Below are 16459 nucleotides of genomic sequence, written 5' to 3'. Positions count from 1 at the left end.
CATGGCCATTGCACCCCTTCCTGGCATCAAAAGCAGCCAAGGGAGGATACATGCGCGCGCTCAGATTTCATGCAGCCAAGGACTTGCGGCTCGACGACATCCCCGAACCGGGACACCCTGGACCGGGGCAGGTCGTTGTGCGCAACCGCTTCGTCGGCATCTGCGGAACCGATCTTCACGAATACAGCTATGGCCCGATCTTCATTCCGACCGAGCCGCATCCCTTTACCGGCGCGCATGGCCCGCAGGTTCTCGGCCATGAGTTCGGCGGCGTGGTCGAGGCGGTCGGGGCGGGCGTGACCTCCGTTGCCGTCGGCGACCGCGTTTCCATCCAGCCGCTCGTCATGCCGCGATCCGGCGATTATTTTGCCGATCGCGGCCTGTTCCATCTCAGCACGCAACTGGCGCTGGTCGGCCTCAGCTGGGTTGGCGGCGGCATGGCCGAAGCCGCTCTCGTCAACGAGTACAATGTCCAGAAGATCCCCGAGGAGATGACGGATGAAGAGGCAGCGCTCGTCGAGCCGACGGCGGTCGCCGTCTATGCCTGCGACCGTGGCGGCGTGACCGCCGGCAACAGTGTGCTGGTGACGGGCGCCGGCCCCATCGGCATGCTGACGCTTCTGGCGGCGCGTGCGGCCGGTGCCGCTCAGCTGTTCGTCTCCGATCTCAACGATGCCCGGCTGGAGCTGGCGAAAGGCGTGCTGCCGGATGTGATCACCATCAATCCCAGGCGCGACAAGGTGGGCGATGTCGTCCGCTCGCTGACGGAAGGCGGCGTCGGCTGCGATGTGGCCATCGAATGCGTCGGCAACGAACATGCGCTGAAGGCCTGCGTCGATGCGGTGCGCAAGCAGGGCGTGGTGGTGCAGACGGGTCTGCATCCGCATGAGAACCCGATCGACTGGTTCCAGGTGACTTTCCGCGATCTCGAGGTGAAGGGCTCCTGGGCCTATCCGACCCATTACTGGCCGCGCGTCATTCGCCTGATCGCCTCGGGGCTGCTGCCGGCGACGAAGGTCGTCACCAAGCGCATCACGCTCGAAACCGCCGTGAAGGAGGGCTTCGACGCCCTGCTCGATCCCGCCGGCACCCAGCTGAAGATCCTGATCGATCTTTCGAAATAGCCTCAAAGGCCACCGCCTGCCCGGGAGAGGAGCCCGGCAGGCGGGCGCCGCGATGTCTTCCGGAACGCCTCATTGCGAGGCGCTCCGGCCCGAACTCTCAAGCACGCATGGAGGAGATGACTATGCTTGATATCAGCCCCGCAACCAAGATCGACACCGTTCTTGCCAAACTCGGCAAGGCGCTGGAACAGGGCGAGATCGATGCCGCCGCCAACCTGTTTCAGGCCGAATGCTACTGGCGTGATCTGGTAACCTTCACCTGGAACCTCAAGACACTCGAAGGCCGCGAGCAGATCCGCGACATGCTGCAAAGCCAGCTTGCCGCCATCCGGCCTTCGAACTTCGTGCAGGATACCAGGGAGGCCGCTTCGGATGCCGGCGGCGTCACCGAAGGCTGGTTCGAGTTCGAGACGGGCGTCGCGCGCGGCTATGGCCATATCCGGCTGAAGGACGGCCTGATCTGGACGCTGCTGACCACCATGACCGAACTGAAGGGCCATGAGGAGCCGAAGGGCTTCCGCCGCCCGATGGGGGCCGAGCACGGCCATGACCGCAACCGAAAGACCTGGAAGGAAAAGCGCGAGGCGGAAGCCGCCGAGCTCGGCCATTCCGTCCAGCCCTATGTGGTGATCATCGGTGGCGGGCAGGGTGGCATTGCGCTCGGCGCCCGGCTTCGCCAGCTTGGCGTGCCGACGATCATCATCGAGAAGAACGAACGGCCGGGCGACAGCTGGCGCAAGCGCTACAAGTCGCTCTGCCTGCATGATCCCGTCTGGTACGATCACCTGCCCTATATTCCCTTCCCGGAAAACTGGCCTGTCTTCACGCCGAAGGACAAGGTGGGCGACTGGCTGGAAATGTATACCAAGGTCATGGAGCTGAATTACTGGGGCTCCACCACGGCCAAGTCGGCGCAGTATGACGAGGCGACCGGCGAATGGACCGTCGTGGTCGAACGCGCCGGAACGGAGGTCGTGCTGCGGCCGAAACAGCTGGTGCTGGCCACCGGCATGTCCGGCAAGGCCAATGTGCCGAAATTCCCCGGCCAGGACATCTTCAAGGGCGAGCAGCAGCATTCCTCGCAGCATCCGGGCCCGGATGCCTATGCCGGCAGACAGGTCGTCGTCATCGGCTCTAACAATTCCGCCCATGATATCTGCGCGGCCCTCTGGGAGGCGGGTGCCGATGTCACCATGGTGCAGCGCTCCTCCACCCACATCGTGAAGTCGGATTCGCTGATGGAGATCGGCCTTGGCGATCTCTATTCTGAGCGGGCGGTTGCCGGCGGCATGACGACGCGCAAGGCCGATCTCATCTTCGCCTCGCTGCCATACCGGATCATGCACGAGTTCCAGATCCCGATCTACGACAGGATCCGCGAGCAGGATGCGGAGTTCTACCAGGCGCTCGAAAAGGCCGGTTTCATGCTGGATTTCGGCGACGATGAATCCGGCCTGTTCATGAAATATCTGCGGCGCGGCTCCGGCTATTACATCGATGTCGGCGCCTGCGATCTCGTGATCGACGGTTCGATCAAGCTGAAATCGGGTGTCGATGTTTCCCATCTGACGGAGAACGCCGTGGTGCTGAAGGACGGCACGGAGCTTGCTGCCGATCTCGTGGTCTATGCCACCGGTTATGGCTCGATGAACGGCTGGGCCGCCGATCTCATCTCGCGCGAGGTGGCGGACAAGGTCGGAAAATGCTGGGGTCTCGGCTCCAACACAACCAAGGATCCCGGTCCCTGGGAGGGCGAGCAGCGCAACATGTGGAAGCCGACGCAGCAGCAGGCGCTGTGGTTTCACGGCGGCAACCTGCACCAGTCACGCCACTATTCGCAATATCTGTCACTGCAGCTGAAGGCACGGCAGGTCGGTCTCGACACGCCGGTCTATGGGCTCACCCGGCCCCATCACCTGTCCTGAACCCTCAGGGGCGCCGGCCAAACCGGCGCCCGCTTTCGCCCGGCCATGCGGGCCACCTGATCCACGGAGGTTTTCTGTTCAGCGTCCGTGCCGGGTGAAACCCGGTGCGGGACACGGCTTGCGGATTACCGCTCCCAGTACCAGGCCAGGTAGCTTCTGCCCTTTTCCCGCTCCGGTCCCTTAAGAAGCGGGCGAAGCGCCCGCACGTCGTCCTTCTCGCAGGCAATCCAGATGTAACGGTCGGCGGGCGAGGCAGCGATCGCCTGCTTCGCGGCCTCGCGCAAGGCCGTCGTCCGGCCTTCCGTCTGGCGGTGGATCCAGCGGATGCTGACATCGCCATGCGAACAAACCGCCTGTTCCTCGTCAGCATTCATCACTTCGATGATGGCTTCGGCCGTGGCGCCGGCCGGCAACTCCTCCAGAATGCGCAGAATGGCGGGAAGAGCGGTTTCGTCGCCGATCAGCAGCAGAGACTGCGCCTCCGGGCGCCCGCCGCCGCCCGGCCCCAGCAGCGCGATCCGGTCGCCCGGCCTTGCATCGCGTGCAAAATCGGCGCCGGGTGTCGCCACGCCCGGCATCGGGTGCTGGAAGAAATCGATCCACACCTCACCCGTCTGCAGGTCGACCTTGCGGATCGTGTAGACGCGTACAACCAGGGCATCCTCGCCCTCCGGCCAGGAAATCCGCCCGTCATCCCGGATGCCCGGCCAGACAGGCTGCCTGTCGCGCGGTGGAATCAGGACGCGCACATGCATGTTGCCGTCCAGGAAGGGGGCGGGATCCGTGCAGGAGAAGCGCACCCGGCGCATGTGCGGCGTGATGTCCTGCGCGCCGGTCACGGTGACGTGGTGCAGATTGGCAATCGTGCCGAGCGGGGCGGGCGCCGACCACTGGAGATCGAGCGGATTGTCGCCGGCAAAGTAGAACATGTGTTCCGCCAGCATGATGCGGGCCATCTGCAGCGCCTGGTCCGAGGGGGAGGCGAGGTCGATCAGCAGCCGTTCGCCGGTCAGCCGGATTTCCGCCGTCGCGCTGTCGTTCTTCATCACCACGATATCATCGACGCGCGAGACGTTCGCGTGTTCGGTGAAGTGTTCGCAGATCTGGTCCAGCATCTGTCTGGCATCATGCGGAACAGCGGTTCCGGACAGGGTGAATGGAGCGGTCAGGCTCATCGGTTTGCCTCCTCGGGCAGGTGGGCGGTCATTTCAGGCGTGGCGGGGCGTGGATCCGCGGCGATCGCTGTCGGCCGGCGGCGCCTGCAAATGGGGCTGGCACAATCCGGCATGCACAGGTCCTCTTTCCAGATGAAGTTGACATGAACTCTCAGCTTCACCGCAGGGCGTCAACGCCAAAGCTCGCCGTCGCCGAGGGTGGCCATGAAGTTTCCGGGGTTTCCTTCAAAACAGGGAATTCCTACAATACTGGAGCATCGATATCAAGTTAACCCGGCGCACAGGGATATCGGGGTCCAGCGATCCTTCACGGCAGGCGGATGACGAGGCGCGGGGGCTGCCGCGGCGGCATGGTGCTTTCGTCCGGCACCCCGGCACCCCTGCCATTTGCGTCCAGCCGCCTGCAGGGAGGCGGCTCAACTTCTGGAATCTGGATGATGCACATCGAACGCTTGGACAAGGCCAGCCTGCGGGGCAGGGGCCGCCTCACATTGCTGATGGGATGCACCGCACTCGTTGCACTTCAACCGCTTGCGGCCGTTTCGCAGGATGGCCAGGCCGCCGAGGAAACGACGGTGCTGGAACGCATCACGGTCGAAGGTGCCGGCGGTGCCGACGACGATGCCCGGTCGATCGTGGCGACCACGAGCACCGGGGCGAGCAAGATTCCCACCGCGCTTCTCGATACACCGGCATCGGTCTCGGTGATCACCGCCAGGGAGATGCAGGAGAGGAATGTCTCGACGGTCGAGGAAGCGCTTCGCTACACCGCCGGTGTTTCGACCGATTTCTATGGTTCGGACGACCGGTACGACTATTTCAAGATCCGTGGGTTCGATGCCTATGTCTATCGCGACGGGCTGATGATCGGCGATCCTTTCGGCGGCATTCGCGAGGAAGCCTATGCCTATGAGCGGGTCGAGGTGCTGAAGGGTGCCAGTTCGACCACATTCGGCGTGTCGGATCCAGGCGGTTCCGTCAATTTCGTGACGAAGACACCGAAGAGCGAGCGGTTCGGCGAGGCCTATATCAGCGGCGGTTCCTACAGCCGCGCCGAGATGGGCTTCGACTTCGGCGACAACCTCACCGAGGACGACACGCTCTCCTATCGCCTGACCGGAAAGGTCCGCAAGGCGGATGCGGAATACGACTATTCCCGCGACGACGAGAAGTTCTTCATGGGCGGGCTCACCTGGCGCCCGAGCGATGTGACCACTCTCAGCATCGTCTACGATCATTTGAACAAGGATGGTGTGCCGGGTAGCGGCGGGCATCCCCTCGGCACAGATTTCGACCGCAGCCGCTTCTTCGGCGAACCGGACTACAATTATCGCGGCACGAACCGCAATTCCGTCAGCGTGATGCTCGACCACGATTTCGGCTCCGGCCTGACGCTGGGTGCCAATGCCCGCTACAGCCGGACCGACAGCGATTTCGGCTATGCCTATATCTCTTCGACGCCGACCAATGGCTCGACCACGGCCAGCCGCGCCTTCTTCGGCAATGATCAGTCCGTCGACGACGTCGTGCTGGATACGCACCTGCAGTATGACACGAGTTTCGACGGGATCGACAGCCGCAGTCTTGTCGGCGTCACTTATCAACGGACCTCGACCGACAACAAGAACTACTGGGGCGCGGCACCCGGCATCGACTGGCTCAATCCCGTCTATACCGGCCGCCCGGCCTCGGTGCCGATCTACCAGAGCCTGAAGACCGATCAGGATACGAAGGCCCTCTACGTCCAGCAGAATCTCACTTTCGCCGACAGGCTGACGGTGTCGATGGGCCTGCGCAACGACTGGCTGGACACCGACCAGACGGACAGGCTGACGGGCGTGCGCACCAAGGGCGACGTCAGCGAACTCACGAGCCGCTTCGGCCTCAGCTATCGCTGGACGGAGGAGCTTGCCACCTATGCCAGCTATTCGGAATCGGCCGTGCCCTCATCGCTGACTGTGGAACCGGAGCGGGGCAAGCAGTATGAAGTGGGCGTGAAGTACCAGCCGCTGGAGTTTCCGGCGCTGTTCAGCGCGGCCGTCTACGACCTGACCAAGAGCAACATCACCCGCACGGACCCGGTGACAAACCTGCAGTCTGCCATCGGCGAAGTCCGCGTTCGCGGCCTTGACCTGGAGGCGAAGGCGGAGATCAGCGATCGCTGGAGCCTGACGGCGGCCTATTCCTACCTCTCGTCCGAAATCGTCGAGAACGGGGCGGATGGCAACGAGGGCAACGAACTTGCCTTCGTGCCGCATCACATCGCTTCACTATGGGCCACCTACAAGCTGCCGGGCGACGGGCGTCGCGGCGACATGAGTTTCAGTCTCGGCGGCCGCTACTCCTCGTCCTACTATTTCGACGATGCCAACACCGTTTCGACGGACGGCCACGTCGTCTTCGATGCGGCTGCCACCTACAAGCTGGCGGAAAACACGGCGGTCGAATTCAACGTCGCCAACCTGTTTGACGAGAAGCATGTGGATTACGGCGGCTTCGGCGCGAACTTCTACAATCCCGGCCGTTCGTTCAGCCTGACGCTCCGCCAGACCTGGTAGAGGTCACGCCTCGGCAAACATCCGCCGCCAGGCGGCGGGTGTCTGTCCGACGACCTGCCGGAAGGACCGGGTGAAGTGCGCCTGGTCGGAAAAGCCCATCTGCGCGGCGATCTGGGCGATGCTGAGATCGCTTGCCTTCAACAGATGCCGGCACTGCTCCAGCCGGCGGCTCATCTGCCATTGGAGCGGAGTCTTGCCGGTGGTCTGCTTGAAAGCGGAGGCAAACCAGCTTTCCGACAGGCCGACGCAGGCCGCCATCTCCGGAATGCTGACGCGGCAATCGGCGCGGGAGGCAATCAGAGCGGTCAGGCGGTTCATCTGGGCCTGCGTCAGTCGCCCGCATGGCCGCTCCTGCTCCCCGGTGAAGTCGAGAAGCCCGGTGACGATGCTGGCCGCCAGATGTTCCGCATGTACCGGGTGGCGCGCCGGATGCGCCAGTTCCTCCACCAGCAGCGTGGCCAGCATGTCGGTGGAGCGCGACGCTTCCACCTCGACGGGATGGCGCAGCGCCGCAAGGGCCGCCGAGCGACCCACCGAGGGGGCAAGCATCTTCACCAGCTTGTCCGCATGCATGTGGAGATCCAGATGCGAGAAGCGGTGCATGGCTGTGAAGCTGGTCCACATCGGGGTGCCGGCTGGAACGTAGATCGCCCGCGTCATCGGCCGGTAATGGGAAGCGCGCGCCCGCTCTTCATTGGTCAGGCGGATCTGCTCGGACACGTCGTTGAAGAAGATCACGATTCGCGGGTCCGGAGAGAGGTAGTAGCCCCTTGCGCCCGCATGGCCCGTCGCCTCCCAGTAGACGCCCACCGCACCGTCCAGCCCGCGCCATGTCGGTGGCTGCAGGGGGCGGATGCCCTCGGTGTGGCAGATCATCGAATGCAGGTAGCTCAAGGCGCTGGGGTCCTCGGTGTCGAGGAAAGCCCTGTGGATCGGACTTTCCTGGATTCTGGCGGAACGCGATAAGCTTACCATTAAAGTCATCTTCGAAATAGCCATTTCGGAAAGCCGCCATCGCCGCGGGAGCGCCGGCCGCAGGTGCGGCATCCCGTCCATCCTCCGAGGCCGCAGCAGCCCCTTGCCGGTCATTGTCGTCGAAGATCGCTGGCGATGGGGCACGCCTGGCGCTCGCCATCCACAGCGTCTGTCGGCCGTGTCGCAACCTGTGGGTTGACGTATGTAATAACATTACATAAACGCTCCCTGTTCGTTTGCGGGGGGCTCGATGACCGACATGCGCATACAGACCGACCATCCTGCGCCTGGCCCTGTCCGCCGTGCTGCCGCTGCTAATGCAGGCGGCAGCCGTGGCGTGCTCGGCACTGCCGGCGCGCGAGCGCTGTCGCGAAGGGGTGTCGTGCCCATGCCGCAAGGCCGGGGACCGGCCGCCACTTCGTCCTTTCGCTCGACCCCACCATGCCGGGGGGCGGCATGATCGGCGCTCTGTTCAACCGGCGCACGGATGCGCGGCAGATACCGGGGGAGCCCGCTGTGAAGCGCGCCTGCGATACCGTTCCCGTAACCGTGCTCACCGGCTTTCTCGGCTCCGGCAAGACCACGCTTCTGAATGACATTCTGGCTGATCCCCGCATGACGGGTACGGCGGTCATCGTCAATGAGTTCGGCACCGTTTCCATCGATCATGATCTGGTGCGCACCGGCTCCGAATCCTATGTCCGCACCACGACCGGCTGCATCTGCTGCACGGCCACAAGCGATATCCGCGCGTCGCTCCACGAGCTGCACGAGGCTGTGGGGCGGGGCGAGATCCCGCCATTGTTGCGGGTGGTGGTGGAAACCACCGGGCTTGCCGATCCGGCCCCCATCATCAACAGCATCATTGCCGGCGGTGCACCGGCCATGGGGTTGAGGGATCATGTCGTTGCCCGGCATTTCCACCTGGCCCGTGTTGTGACCACATTCGATGTCCTGAACGGGCGGTCGATGCTCGACAGCTTTCTGGAGGGCTGGAAACAGCTTGCCTTTGCCGATCATGTGGTTCTGACCAAGACCGATCTGGCTGCCTCTCATCATGACTGGCCTGCGGAGCTGCGCGGGCTCAATCCGGCTGCGGTCTATCAGGATCGCCACGGCGGCGATTTCGATCCTGTCGCACTTTTCGGGGCCGGAGCCTATTCGCTTACCGGAAAGCCGGAGGATGTGGTGGGCTGGCTGGCGCTGGAGCGCCTTTCTTCCCACCCCGGCGATGCTGCGGATCACAGCCATGATCCGAACCGGCACGGCGACGAGATTGAGGCGATCAGCCTCACGCATGATGTGCCGCTTTCGCCGGAGGCCGTGGAAACCTTCCTCCACATCGTCACGACCAATACCGGTTCGGGCCTGCTGCGCCTGAAGGGCATTTTCGCGCTGACCGATACGCCGGAGCGCCCGCTGGTGGCGCATGCGGTGCAGCATCGTCTCTACCCGCCGCAGCGTCTGGCGTGCTGGCCGGATGAGGACAGGCGCAGCCGCGTGGTGCTGATCGGGCAGGACATGCCGGTCAAGCCGATCCGGGATCTGTTCGAAGTGCTGGCCCCGCGCGGGGAGAGGAAAAAGAGGAAAAGCGCATGACCCCTTCTTTCGTCAATCCGCTGGCGCGCAAGGCGGGCTCTGTCGTCGATAGCGTCCGAAGCATCAAGTCCTGGGTGCGCGGCCAGTTGGCGTTACCGGAGGATACGGTCGTTTCCGTCAGCGAACTTGCCTGCCATGTACCCGGCTGTCCACCGAAGGAGACCGTGATCCTCGTCATGCAGGGAACCGCAACTTTGCAGTTCTCCATCCACAAGGCGCTGCGGGATGTGGCGGAGGAGGATGTCTCCACGGCTCTCCTCGAAGCCGGCGCCGCAACTGTTTCCATACCGATAGAAAATTGAAAGAGAGATATGGCCATGCCTATTGCCAAAGCGTTTTTCCTCACACTGATGCTCGGTGCCGCCATGCCGGTTGCCCCGGCCGGTGCCGAGGTTCTGAAGGTTGCCGGCCCCTGGGAAATCGCCGGAATTGAGCCGGCGCAGACAGGCTATGTGTTCAGTCGCCTTCAGGTGGCCGAAACGCTGGTCACCACCGACAGGCAGGGTGCGCTTGTTCCGGGGCTGGCTGAAAGCTGGTCGGTGTCCGACGATGGCCTCGTCTGGACATTCAAGCTGCGCAGGAACGCGAAGTTTCATGATGGGACGGCGGTCACCGCCGAGAATGTTGCTGAAAGCCTTCAGCGCACATTGGCCGGTGTCGGCGTTCTGGCCCAGGCACCGATTGCCGGTATCGCAGCCGAAGGCGGTGATGTGCGCGTTTCGCTGACAAAGCCCTTTTCCCCGCTGCCTGCCTATCTGGTGCATTTCAGCACCATCATTCTTGCTCCCTCTTCTCTTGAGGCTGGCAAGGTCGTGCGCATTGTCGGCACCGGTCCCTACAAGGTGAAAAGCCTCACGCCTCCGGCGCGGCTTGAGCTGGAGGCATCCGGCACGTGGTGGGGCGGAGAGCCCGGCATCGCGCAGGTCAACTATCTTGCCGTAGGGCAGGGCGAAACCCGCGCGCTGATGGCGGAAAGCGGCGAGGCGGATCTGGTCTTTTCCATGCTTCCGGTGTCGGTAGACCGGCTCAAGGCCAATCCGAAGCTGGATGTGCGCATCGCCACCATTCCGCGCACCCGGCTCATCAAGGTCAATGCGGCCTCCCCTTTCTTTGATCAGGTTGAGGAGCGGCAGGCCATCAGTGCCGCGATCGATCGTGTGGGTACCACCAAAGTCATCCTGCGCAATCCCGATCTTGCCGCCACGCAGCTTTTCCCGCCGGCGATGAAGGGCTGGAATGATCCGGAGGTGCAGCCCCTGGAAAAGAATCTCGACAAGGCGCGCGCCCTGCTCAAGTCCGCTGGCTGGGTACCGGGCAGCGATGGCATTCTGGAGAAAGACGGCAAGCGCTTCAGCGTGACCATGCTCACCTATGCCAGCTGGCCGGAACTGCCGCCGCTTGCCACTGCGCTACAGGCCCAGCTTCGCCAGGTTGGTATCGATGTGAAGGTCTCCGTCGGCAATAGTTCGGAGATCCCGGCCCGCCATAAGGATGGCACTCTCGAAATGGGTCTGGTTTCGCGCCTGTATTCCATCGTTCCCGATCCCGTGGGCACGCTGTTGCAGGATTACGGCCCGACCGGAAGCGATTGGGGCTCCATGGGCTGGGATAACAAGGAGATGCAGCAGATCGTCGAAAAGCTGGCAGCGTCCAGCGATCCCAAGGTTCGCGAACCGCTTCGGAAGCGCGCGGTCGAAATTCTGCAACAGGAACTGCCCAGCATTCCGGTCACCTGGTCTGAACTGGCCATCGTATCCAGCAAGCGCATCAACGGCGTCGAGGTGGATCCGCTGGAGGTGAATTACGGCCTCTCGGCAATCCGGTGGGCGCAATGACGGGCAGGGGAATGAAGAACTTCCTTGTTTTGCGGCTGTTACAGGCCGGCATTGTCGCCGTCGTGGTTGGTGCCTTGTGCTTCGTACTCATGCGGGTGCTGCCGGGCGATGCAGCCATGCGCATTGCCGCGGGTCGCTACGGGCCGGATGCGCGTATCACGGATGCGGCGGCAAAGATCCGTATCGAACTGGGCCTCGACCGGCCGCTCGCCGTGCAGTTCTTCGAGTGGCTCGGCAGCCTCGCGCGTTTCGATCTCGGGCATTCGCTGGTCACGGGCAGCCCCGTGGCGCATGAATTGCAGGTGCAGCTGGGGGCCTCGGTGTGGCTGGCGGCGGCAGCGCTTCTGCTATCCCTGCTGATTGGCCCGATTGTCGGCCTTCTGGGCGGGCTGAAGCCGGGCGGCACGGCAGACCGGATGGGTCTGTTCGGTGCGGTCACGTTTCGCGCCGTTCCGCCCTTCGTGCTGGGGCTTGTCCTGATGCTGGTCTTTTCCCGGCAACTGGGCTGGCTGCCCCCGGCGGGCTTCGGCTCCCCTCGGGAAATCCTGCTTCCGGCGCTTACGCTGGCGCTTGGGCTGGCGGCCATCTCCAGCCGCGTCACGCGCAATGCGGTGGCGGCGGTTGCGCGGGCTCCCTACTTTGCCTTTGCCCGCTACAAGGGGCTTCCGGAAGCGGTGGTCGTGCGCCGCCATGGCTTGAGAAATGCGGCCATTCCGGTTGTATCCTATCTTGGCCTTCAGGCCATCTACCTCATCGAAGGCGTGGTGGTGGTGGAATCGCTGTTTGCCTATCCGGGCATCGGTCATGCGCTGGTGCATGCCATCATCGAGCGGGACGTGCCGATGGTGCAGGGCACGGCGCTGACCATGGGCCTGATGTTTGTGGCCATCGCTGCCGCCGTCGATCTCCTCACTTACTGGCTTGACCCGCGCATGGGGAAAAACGCATGAGCACCGTGGAACCCGTTTACCAACAGCCGAAGCCCGGTTTAGGCCCCGCCCGGTTGAGCGGCGCGGCCCTTCTGGTGGCGCTTGCGGCCTTTGCCATTGTCGGACCGGCCGTCATTTCTGCGGATCCGGCTGCTCAGGATTTCGGCGCAACACTTGCACCGATTGGCGGCGACTACCTGCTGGGGGCCGATCATTATGGCCGCAGCCTTCTGGCACGGCTTGCCCATGGCGCTCGCCTGTCGTTCGGCCTGGCCTTTCTCACCATGCTGGCGGCGGCCATGCCCGGCGTGTTCCTCGGCCTCGTGGCGGGCTGGAAAGGTGGCTGGACGGAGCGCGGCCTGGAATTTCTGGCAACCATCGTGCTCGCCTTGCCGGGCCTGATGCTCGTGCTGCTGCTGCTTGCCTTTTCGCCGGGCAATTACGGGCCGCTATTTCTCGGTCTTGCTCTCACGCTGTGGGTGGAATTCTACCGTGTCACGAAGGCGGCGACGAAGGGCGTGCTGGCGCAGCCGCATATCGAAGCGGCGCGCATGCTGGGCTTCGGTTCGCGCTATATCCTGCTGCATTATGTGCTGCCGGTCATCGCGCCGATGATTTCCACACTTTCCGCCTTTGCCATGGCAACGGCCATCATCGCCGTTTCGACCCTGAGCGCGATCAGCGTCGGCCTGCAACCGCCGACGCCGGAGCTTGGCAGCATGATTGTTGAACTGCTGCCGTATTTTGCCGAAGCACCGCTGCATGTGCTGCTTCCGGCAACCCTTATTTTCCTGCTGGTCCTGGGCTTGCAGCTTCTGGCACAGGGAGAGCGTGCATGAACATTCAACTGAAGCAGGATCTCGTGGTTCGGAATCTCTCGGTCCATTCGCGGGAAGGCACCATTGTTTCAGGCGTATCGCTTGCGCTGGGCCAGAACCAGCCGCTCACCCTTCTGGGCGAAAGCGGTTCGGGAAAATCTCTGGTGGCGCAGGCGATCATGGGCAATCTGCCGCAGGAGTTGAAGGCAAGCGGGCAGATCAGCTTCCGGGATGCCGATCTCCTGGCCGAAACCGCCATCGAGCGCCGCCGCCGCTGGGGGCGCAGCATCGGGCTGCTGCCGCAGGAACCGTGGCTTGCACTCGATCCGACCATGCCGGTTGGTCCGCAGGTCGCCGAGGTTCATCGCTACGTCAGGGGAAAGCCGGTTGGCGAAAGCGCCGCGGCTGCCCGGGAAAATCTCGCCGAGGTGGGCCTTGCTGCGGCCGGCGCGCTCTATCCGTTCCAGATTTCGGGCGGCATGGGGCAGCGGGTGGCCATTGCCATGGCCCATGCTGCGGGGGCCGAACTGCTGATCGCCGACGAACCGACCAAGGGCCTCGACGCGACGCTCAGGGACTCGGTGACGGCCAGGCTGCGGCAGGAGGTGGATGCCGGACGGCTGCTGTTGACCATCACCCATGATGTCGCCGTCGCCCGGGCGTTGGGCGGAATGATCGGTGTGATGCTGGATGGACGGCTGATCGAATATGGCCCCGCCGAAGTGCTGCTGGCGGCTGCGCAGCATGATTATACCAAGGCCCTGCTTGCGGCGGAGCCCTCGCAATGGCAGCGGCAGGCGCAAACGCTGCCCGGCAAGTGCGTGGTATCCGCGCGCGGACTGGAGAAGCGCTATGGTGACAAAACCCTGTTTTCCGGCTTCGATATAGATATTGCGGCAGGTGAGGTCGTTTCCATCGTCGGGCCGAGCGGCTGCGGAAAAACCACGATCGGCAATATTCTTCTCGGCCTCGTCAAACCGGATGCCGGTGCCGTGACGAGAGATGCATCGCTATCGCCGCTGCGCTTCCAGAAGCTCTATCAGGATCCACCGGCGGCCTTTGCGCCGCATCAGACACTGCGCAAGGGGCTGGCGGATGTGGCGCGCCTGCATGCAAGGGATTGGGAGGAAATCCGGGCCTTGTGCGCACGGCTGAAATTGCAGGAGGCTCTGCTGGATCGGCTGCCGGGGCAGGTTTCCGGTGGTGAGTTGCAGCGTTTTGCCCTGCTGCGCGCCCTTCTGCTTGAGCCTGCCTTTCTCTTCGCCGATGAGGCAACCTCCCGTCTGGATCCGGTCAGCCAGCAGGAGGTCGTGCGCTTCCTGCTGGAAATCGTCGCGGAAACCGGGCTGGCCGTGCTGATGGTGACACATGACCGCGATCTGGCCGAAAAGATCTCGACGCGGCTTATACCGGTTGCGGGAAGCGGCACTCTGGCAGAGGCAGGGATGGCAGGCTGAACGAGGGCGCGGGCATGAGCCCGGGCGCCCTCGGCCTCACGCCAAGCCTTAGTGGCAACACCCGCTTTTCGTTTCGGCTTTCGCCGCACAGCAATCCTCCTCGCGGTTGTCCTTGCTGAGGCCGTTCTTCTCGGCCGGCAGGTCCATTGCGATATTGGCGTCGAAGAAGCCGTTCGGCTTCAGCGTGAAGCCCGCATATTCGACCGGCATGATCGGAAAGTCCTCCGGCTTGCAGACATGCGTATGGCCGAAGGAATGCCAGAGAACCACATCGGCATTGTCGATGTTGCGGTTCTGGGCGACATATTTCGGCAGGCCGTCACCGCCGGCATGGACGTTCGGATAGTCGCCGGAGGCATATTTCTCCGCCGGGTCAAAGGCCGTCACCCAGATGTGTTTCCTGGCAAAACCGCCGCGCTGGGCGACCGTCGAGCCTTCCTGCGCCAGCATCAGCGGGCTCGGCATCACCACCATCTTGTAGCCCGGCGCCTTGCCGACCGAATTCTGGACGTTGGGGTTCTGCACCTTCCAGTAGCGCCCGGTCTCGCCATTGGCGACCGCGGGTGAATCCAGCTCGCGCTTCAGCACCTTGGTCTTGGTGTCGAAGACGTTGCCGTAGGGGTTGTCGTCGCCCCAGGGGCGGGGCACGAATTCATGCTCGGTCACGGTATTGCCGCCGCCGTCGACGTCCATGTGCAGGCGGGCATTGAAGAAATGCTGGTGCGTCGGGCCGCCGAGATCGTCGTCGACCATGCCGCCCCATTGATAGGTCTCGCCCGGTGCCACGGCTGCCGTCTGGATGATGCCGGTGAGCTTCGCCTCCAGCTGGATCGTTCCGTCCTGGTAGAGATACCAGTAGAAGCCGTAGTCATAGTTTCCGACGGTCGCGAAGAAGGAGATGACGAGGCGGCGCGAGCGGCGGACTTCGAAGATGCCGTTGCGGAACTCGTAATGCTTCCAGAGGATGCCGTAATCCTCCTCATGCATGCAGATGGCATTCTTCATCACCATCGGCTGGCCGAAATCATCCGCCGAGGGCACGTCGAAATAATGGATGTGGCCTAGGCAGTCGCAACCCAGTTCCAGGCAGTTGGCGAGACGACCGAGGCCATATTCGCCTGCATCGAAGGCGCTCTTCCAGAAGTGGTTGGCGGTCGGGTCGGCGTAAGGGACCACCATTTCCGTCACCGAGGCCCGGAAGACGATCGGTCTGGTCTTGCCGCCATCCTTGATGCCGAGTTCATGCAGCACGAGGCCTTCGCGCGGCGTGAAGCCGACGCGGAAGGACCAGTTCTGCCATTCGACCTGCCAGCCATCAACGGTGAAGCTCGGCCCCTCCGGCTGAACGATGTCGAGGGGTTTCAGGCCCTGGCGGGTTTCCGGATAGGCTTCCTGGCCGTAATTGCGTTTTTTCTTGCGCACCGGAATGATCTTTTCGTCATCGACGAGATCAACCACCTTGTTTTTCACGAGGTCGACGACCGCGACGACGCCCTCGATCGGATGGGAATAGCCGTTGTCCCTGACATCGCCGCGCCAGTAGGAGACGGCGCGCACGATGCGCTGGCCTTTTTCGAAGTCCAGGCCGAAATAGCCCGACGAGAACGGGTCGATCTGGACAAGGGGAATGTCCTCATCGGTGATGCCGCGCTTCTTCACGGCAGCGACCCAGCGCGGATCGGCCTTCACCGTCGCTTCGACCGTCTCAAACTCGCAGAGCATGACCGGCGGCTGACCGTAGGGCAGCTGGTCATGGGCGAGACGCGTGTGGTCGACGACGTGTTTCCCGGTAAGATCAATGATGCTTTCATGCGTCTCGCCGGTGGTGATGTCGAGCGAGAGAATGAAGGCGAGACGCGGCAGGGGCTTGCCCATGCGGAAATCCGCCATCTCGGTCTTTGTCGGCTCTTCCAGCCGGATGATCGGAAAGCGAATGGTCTCGGCAAGCGCCTTTTCATCCTTGAGGATGGCGACGGCTTCGGCGATTTCGGACAGGCTCAACGGGTCGAGCGGATGGAGAATGGTATCAACGACGGCGTCCATGGGAGCGTCCTTCAGGCAGGA

12 protein-coding genes are annotated in these 16459 nt (G+C 63.3%); 9 read left to right on the top strand and 3 right to left on the bottom strand.

All coding sequences use genetic code 11. The annotated features are described in order from the left end of the window. The first annotated feature begins 50 nt into the window (after positions 1-50). Both KLP42_RS13295 and KLP42_RS13290 read left to right on the top strand, forming a co-directional pair. The gene (locus KLP42_RS13295; RefSeq protein WP_215567230.1) at positions 51-1124 is read left to right on the top strand and encodes a 2,3-butanediol dehydrogenase; all 1074 of its coding nucleotides are present in this window, start codon (positions 51-53) and stop codon (positions 1122-1124) included. Positions 1125-1246: 122 nt separating this feature from the next. Further along, positions 1247-3049 (top strand): NAD(P)/FAD-dependent oxidoreductase, encoded by a 1803-nt coding sequence (locus tag KLP42_RS13290; protein ID WP_215567229.1) that lies wholly within the window; start codon positions 1247-1249, stop codon positions 3047-3049. A gap of 125 nt (positions 3050-3174) precedes the next feature. Here KLP42_RS13290 and KLP42_RS13285 read toward each other — a convergent pair whose 3' ends face one another. Continuing rightward, a complete protein-coding gene (locus tag KLP42_RS13285) occupies positions 3175-4224 on the bottom strand; it encodes a siderophore-interacting protein (RefSeq protein ID WP_215567228.1) in 1050 nt (349 codons plus the stop codon). A 434-nt stretch (positions 4225-4658) separates the two neighbouring features. On the opposite strand from KLP42_RS13285, the gene KLP42_RS13280 reads away from it, so the two are divergent. Continuing rightward, a complete protein-coding gene (locus tag KLP42_RS13280) occupies positions 4659-6782 on the top strand; it encodes a TonB-dependent siderophore receptor (RefSeq protein ID WP_502941299.1) in 2124 nt (707 codons plus the stop codon). 3 nt (positions 6783-6785) lie between these two features. Here KLP42_RS13280 and KLP42_RS13275 read toward each other — a convergent pair whose 3' ends face one another. Beyond that, a complete protein-coding gene (locus KLP42_RS13275) occupies positions 6786-7676 on the bottom strand; it encodes a helix-turn-helix domain-containing protein (RefSeq protein WP_215567227.1) in 891 nt (296 codons plus the stop codon). Between the two features lie 537 nt (positions 7677-8213). Between KLP42_RS13275 and KLP42_RS13270 the strand changes: the two genes are divergently transcribed. Genes KLP42_RS13270 through KLP42_RS13245 form a run of 6 tightly spaced genes read left to right on the top strand, consistent with a single transcriptional unit; the run spans position 8214 to position 14395 of the window. Then, entirely contained in the window at positions 8214-9356 is a 1143-nt protein-coding gene (locus tag KLP42_RS13270) for a CobW family GTP-binding protein (protein WP_215567226.1), read from the top strand. After that, on the top strand, positions 9353-9658 hold the full coding sequence (locus tag KLP42_RS13265; protein ID WP_215567225.1) for a hypothetical protein: 306 nt from the start codon (positions 9353-9355) through the stop codon (positions 9656-9658). The genes KLP42_RS13270 and KLP42_RS13265 overlap by 4 nt, the downstream gene beginning before the upstream one ends. A gap of 15 nt (positions 9659-9673) precedes the next feature. Next, positions 9674-11191, top strand: a complete 1518-nt coding sequence (locus KLP42_RS13260; protein ID WP_215567224.1) for an ABC transporter substrate-binding protein — start codon at positions 9674-9676, stop codon at positions 11189-11191. A gap of 11 nt (positions 11192-11202) precedes the next feature. Beyond that, positions 11203-12141, top strand: coding sequence for an ABC transporter permease (locus KLP42_RS13255; protein ID WP_215567452.1), 939 nt, complete (start codon positions 11203-11205; stop codon positions 12139-12141). Then, positions 12138-12959 (top strand): ABC transporter permease, encoded by an 822-nt coding sequence (locus tag KLP42_RS13250; RefSeq protein ID WP_215567223.1) that lies wholly within the window; start codon positions 12138-12140, stop codon positions 12957-12959. The genes KLP42_RS13255 and KLP42_RS13250 overlap by 4 nt, the downstream gene beginning before the upstream one ends. Then, positions 12956-14395: an ABC transporter ATP-binding protein gene (locus KLP42_RS13245; RefSeq protein WP_215567222.1), complete on the top strand. Its 1440-nt coding sequence runs from the start codon at positions 12956-12958 to the stop codon at positions 14393-14395. The genes KLP42_RS13250 and KLP42_RS13245 overlap by 4 nt, the downstream gene beginning before the upstream one ends. 48 nt (positions 14396-14443) lie before the next feature. Here KLP42_RS13245 and KLP42_RS13240 read toward each other — a convergent pair whose 3' ends face one another. Then, positions 14444-16438, bottom strand: a complete 1995-nt coding sequence (locus KLP42_RS13240; RefSeq protein WP_215567221.1) for a primary-amine oxidase — start codon at positions 16436-16438, stop codon at positions 14444-14446. Positions 16439-16459: the final 21 nt, after the last annotated feature.

Origin of the sequence: Rhizobium sp. CSW-27 (assembly GCF_018760785.1) — a bacterium.
In the GTDB taxonomy this organism is placed as follows: Bacteria; Pseudomonadota; Alphaproteobacteria; order Rhizobiales; family Rhizobiaceae; genus Neorhizobium.
The sequence above is the reverse complement of the archived record's forward strand: the minus strand, read 5'-3'. Positions and strand labels throughout refer to the sequence as shown.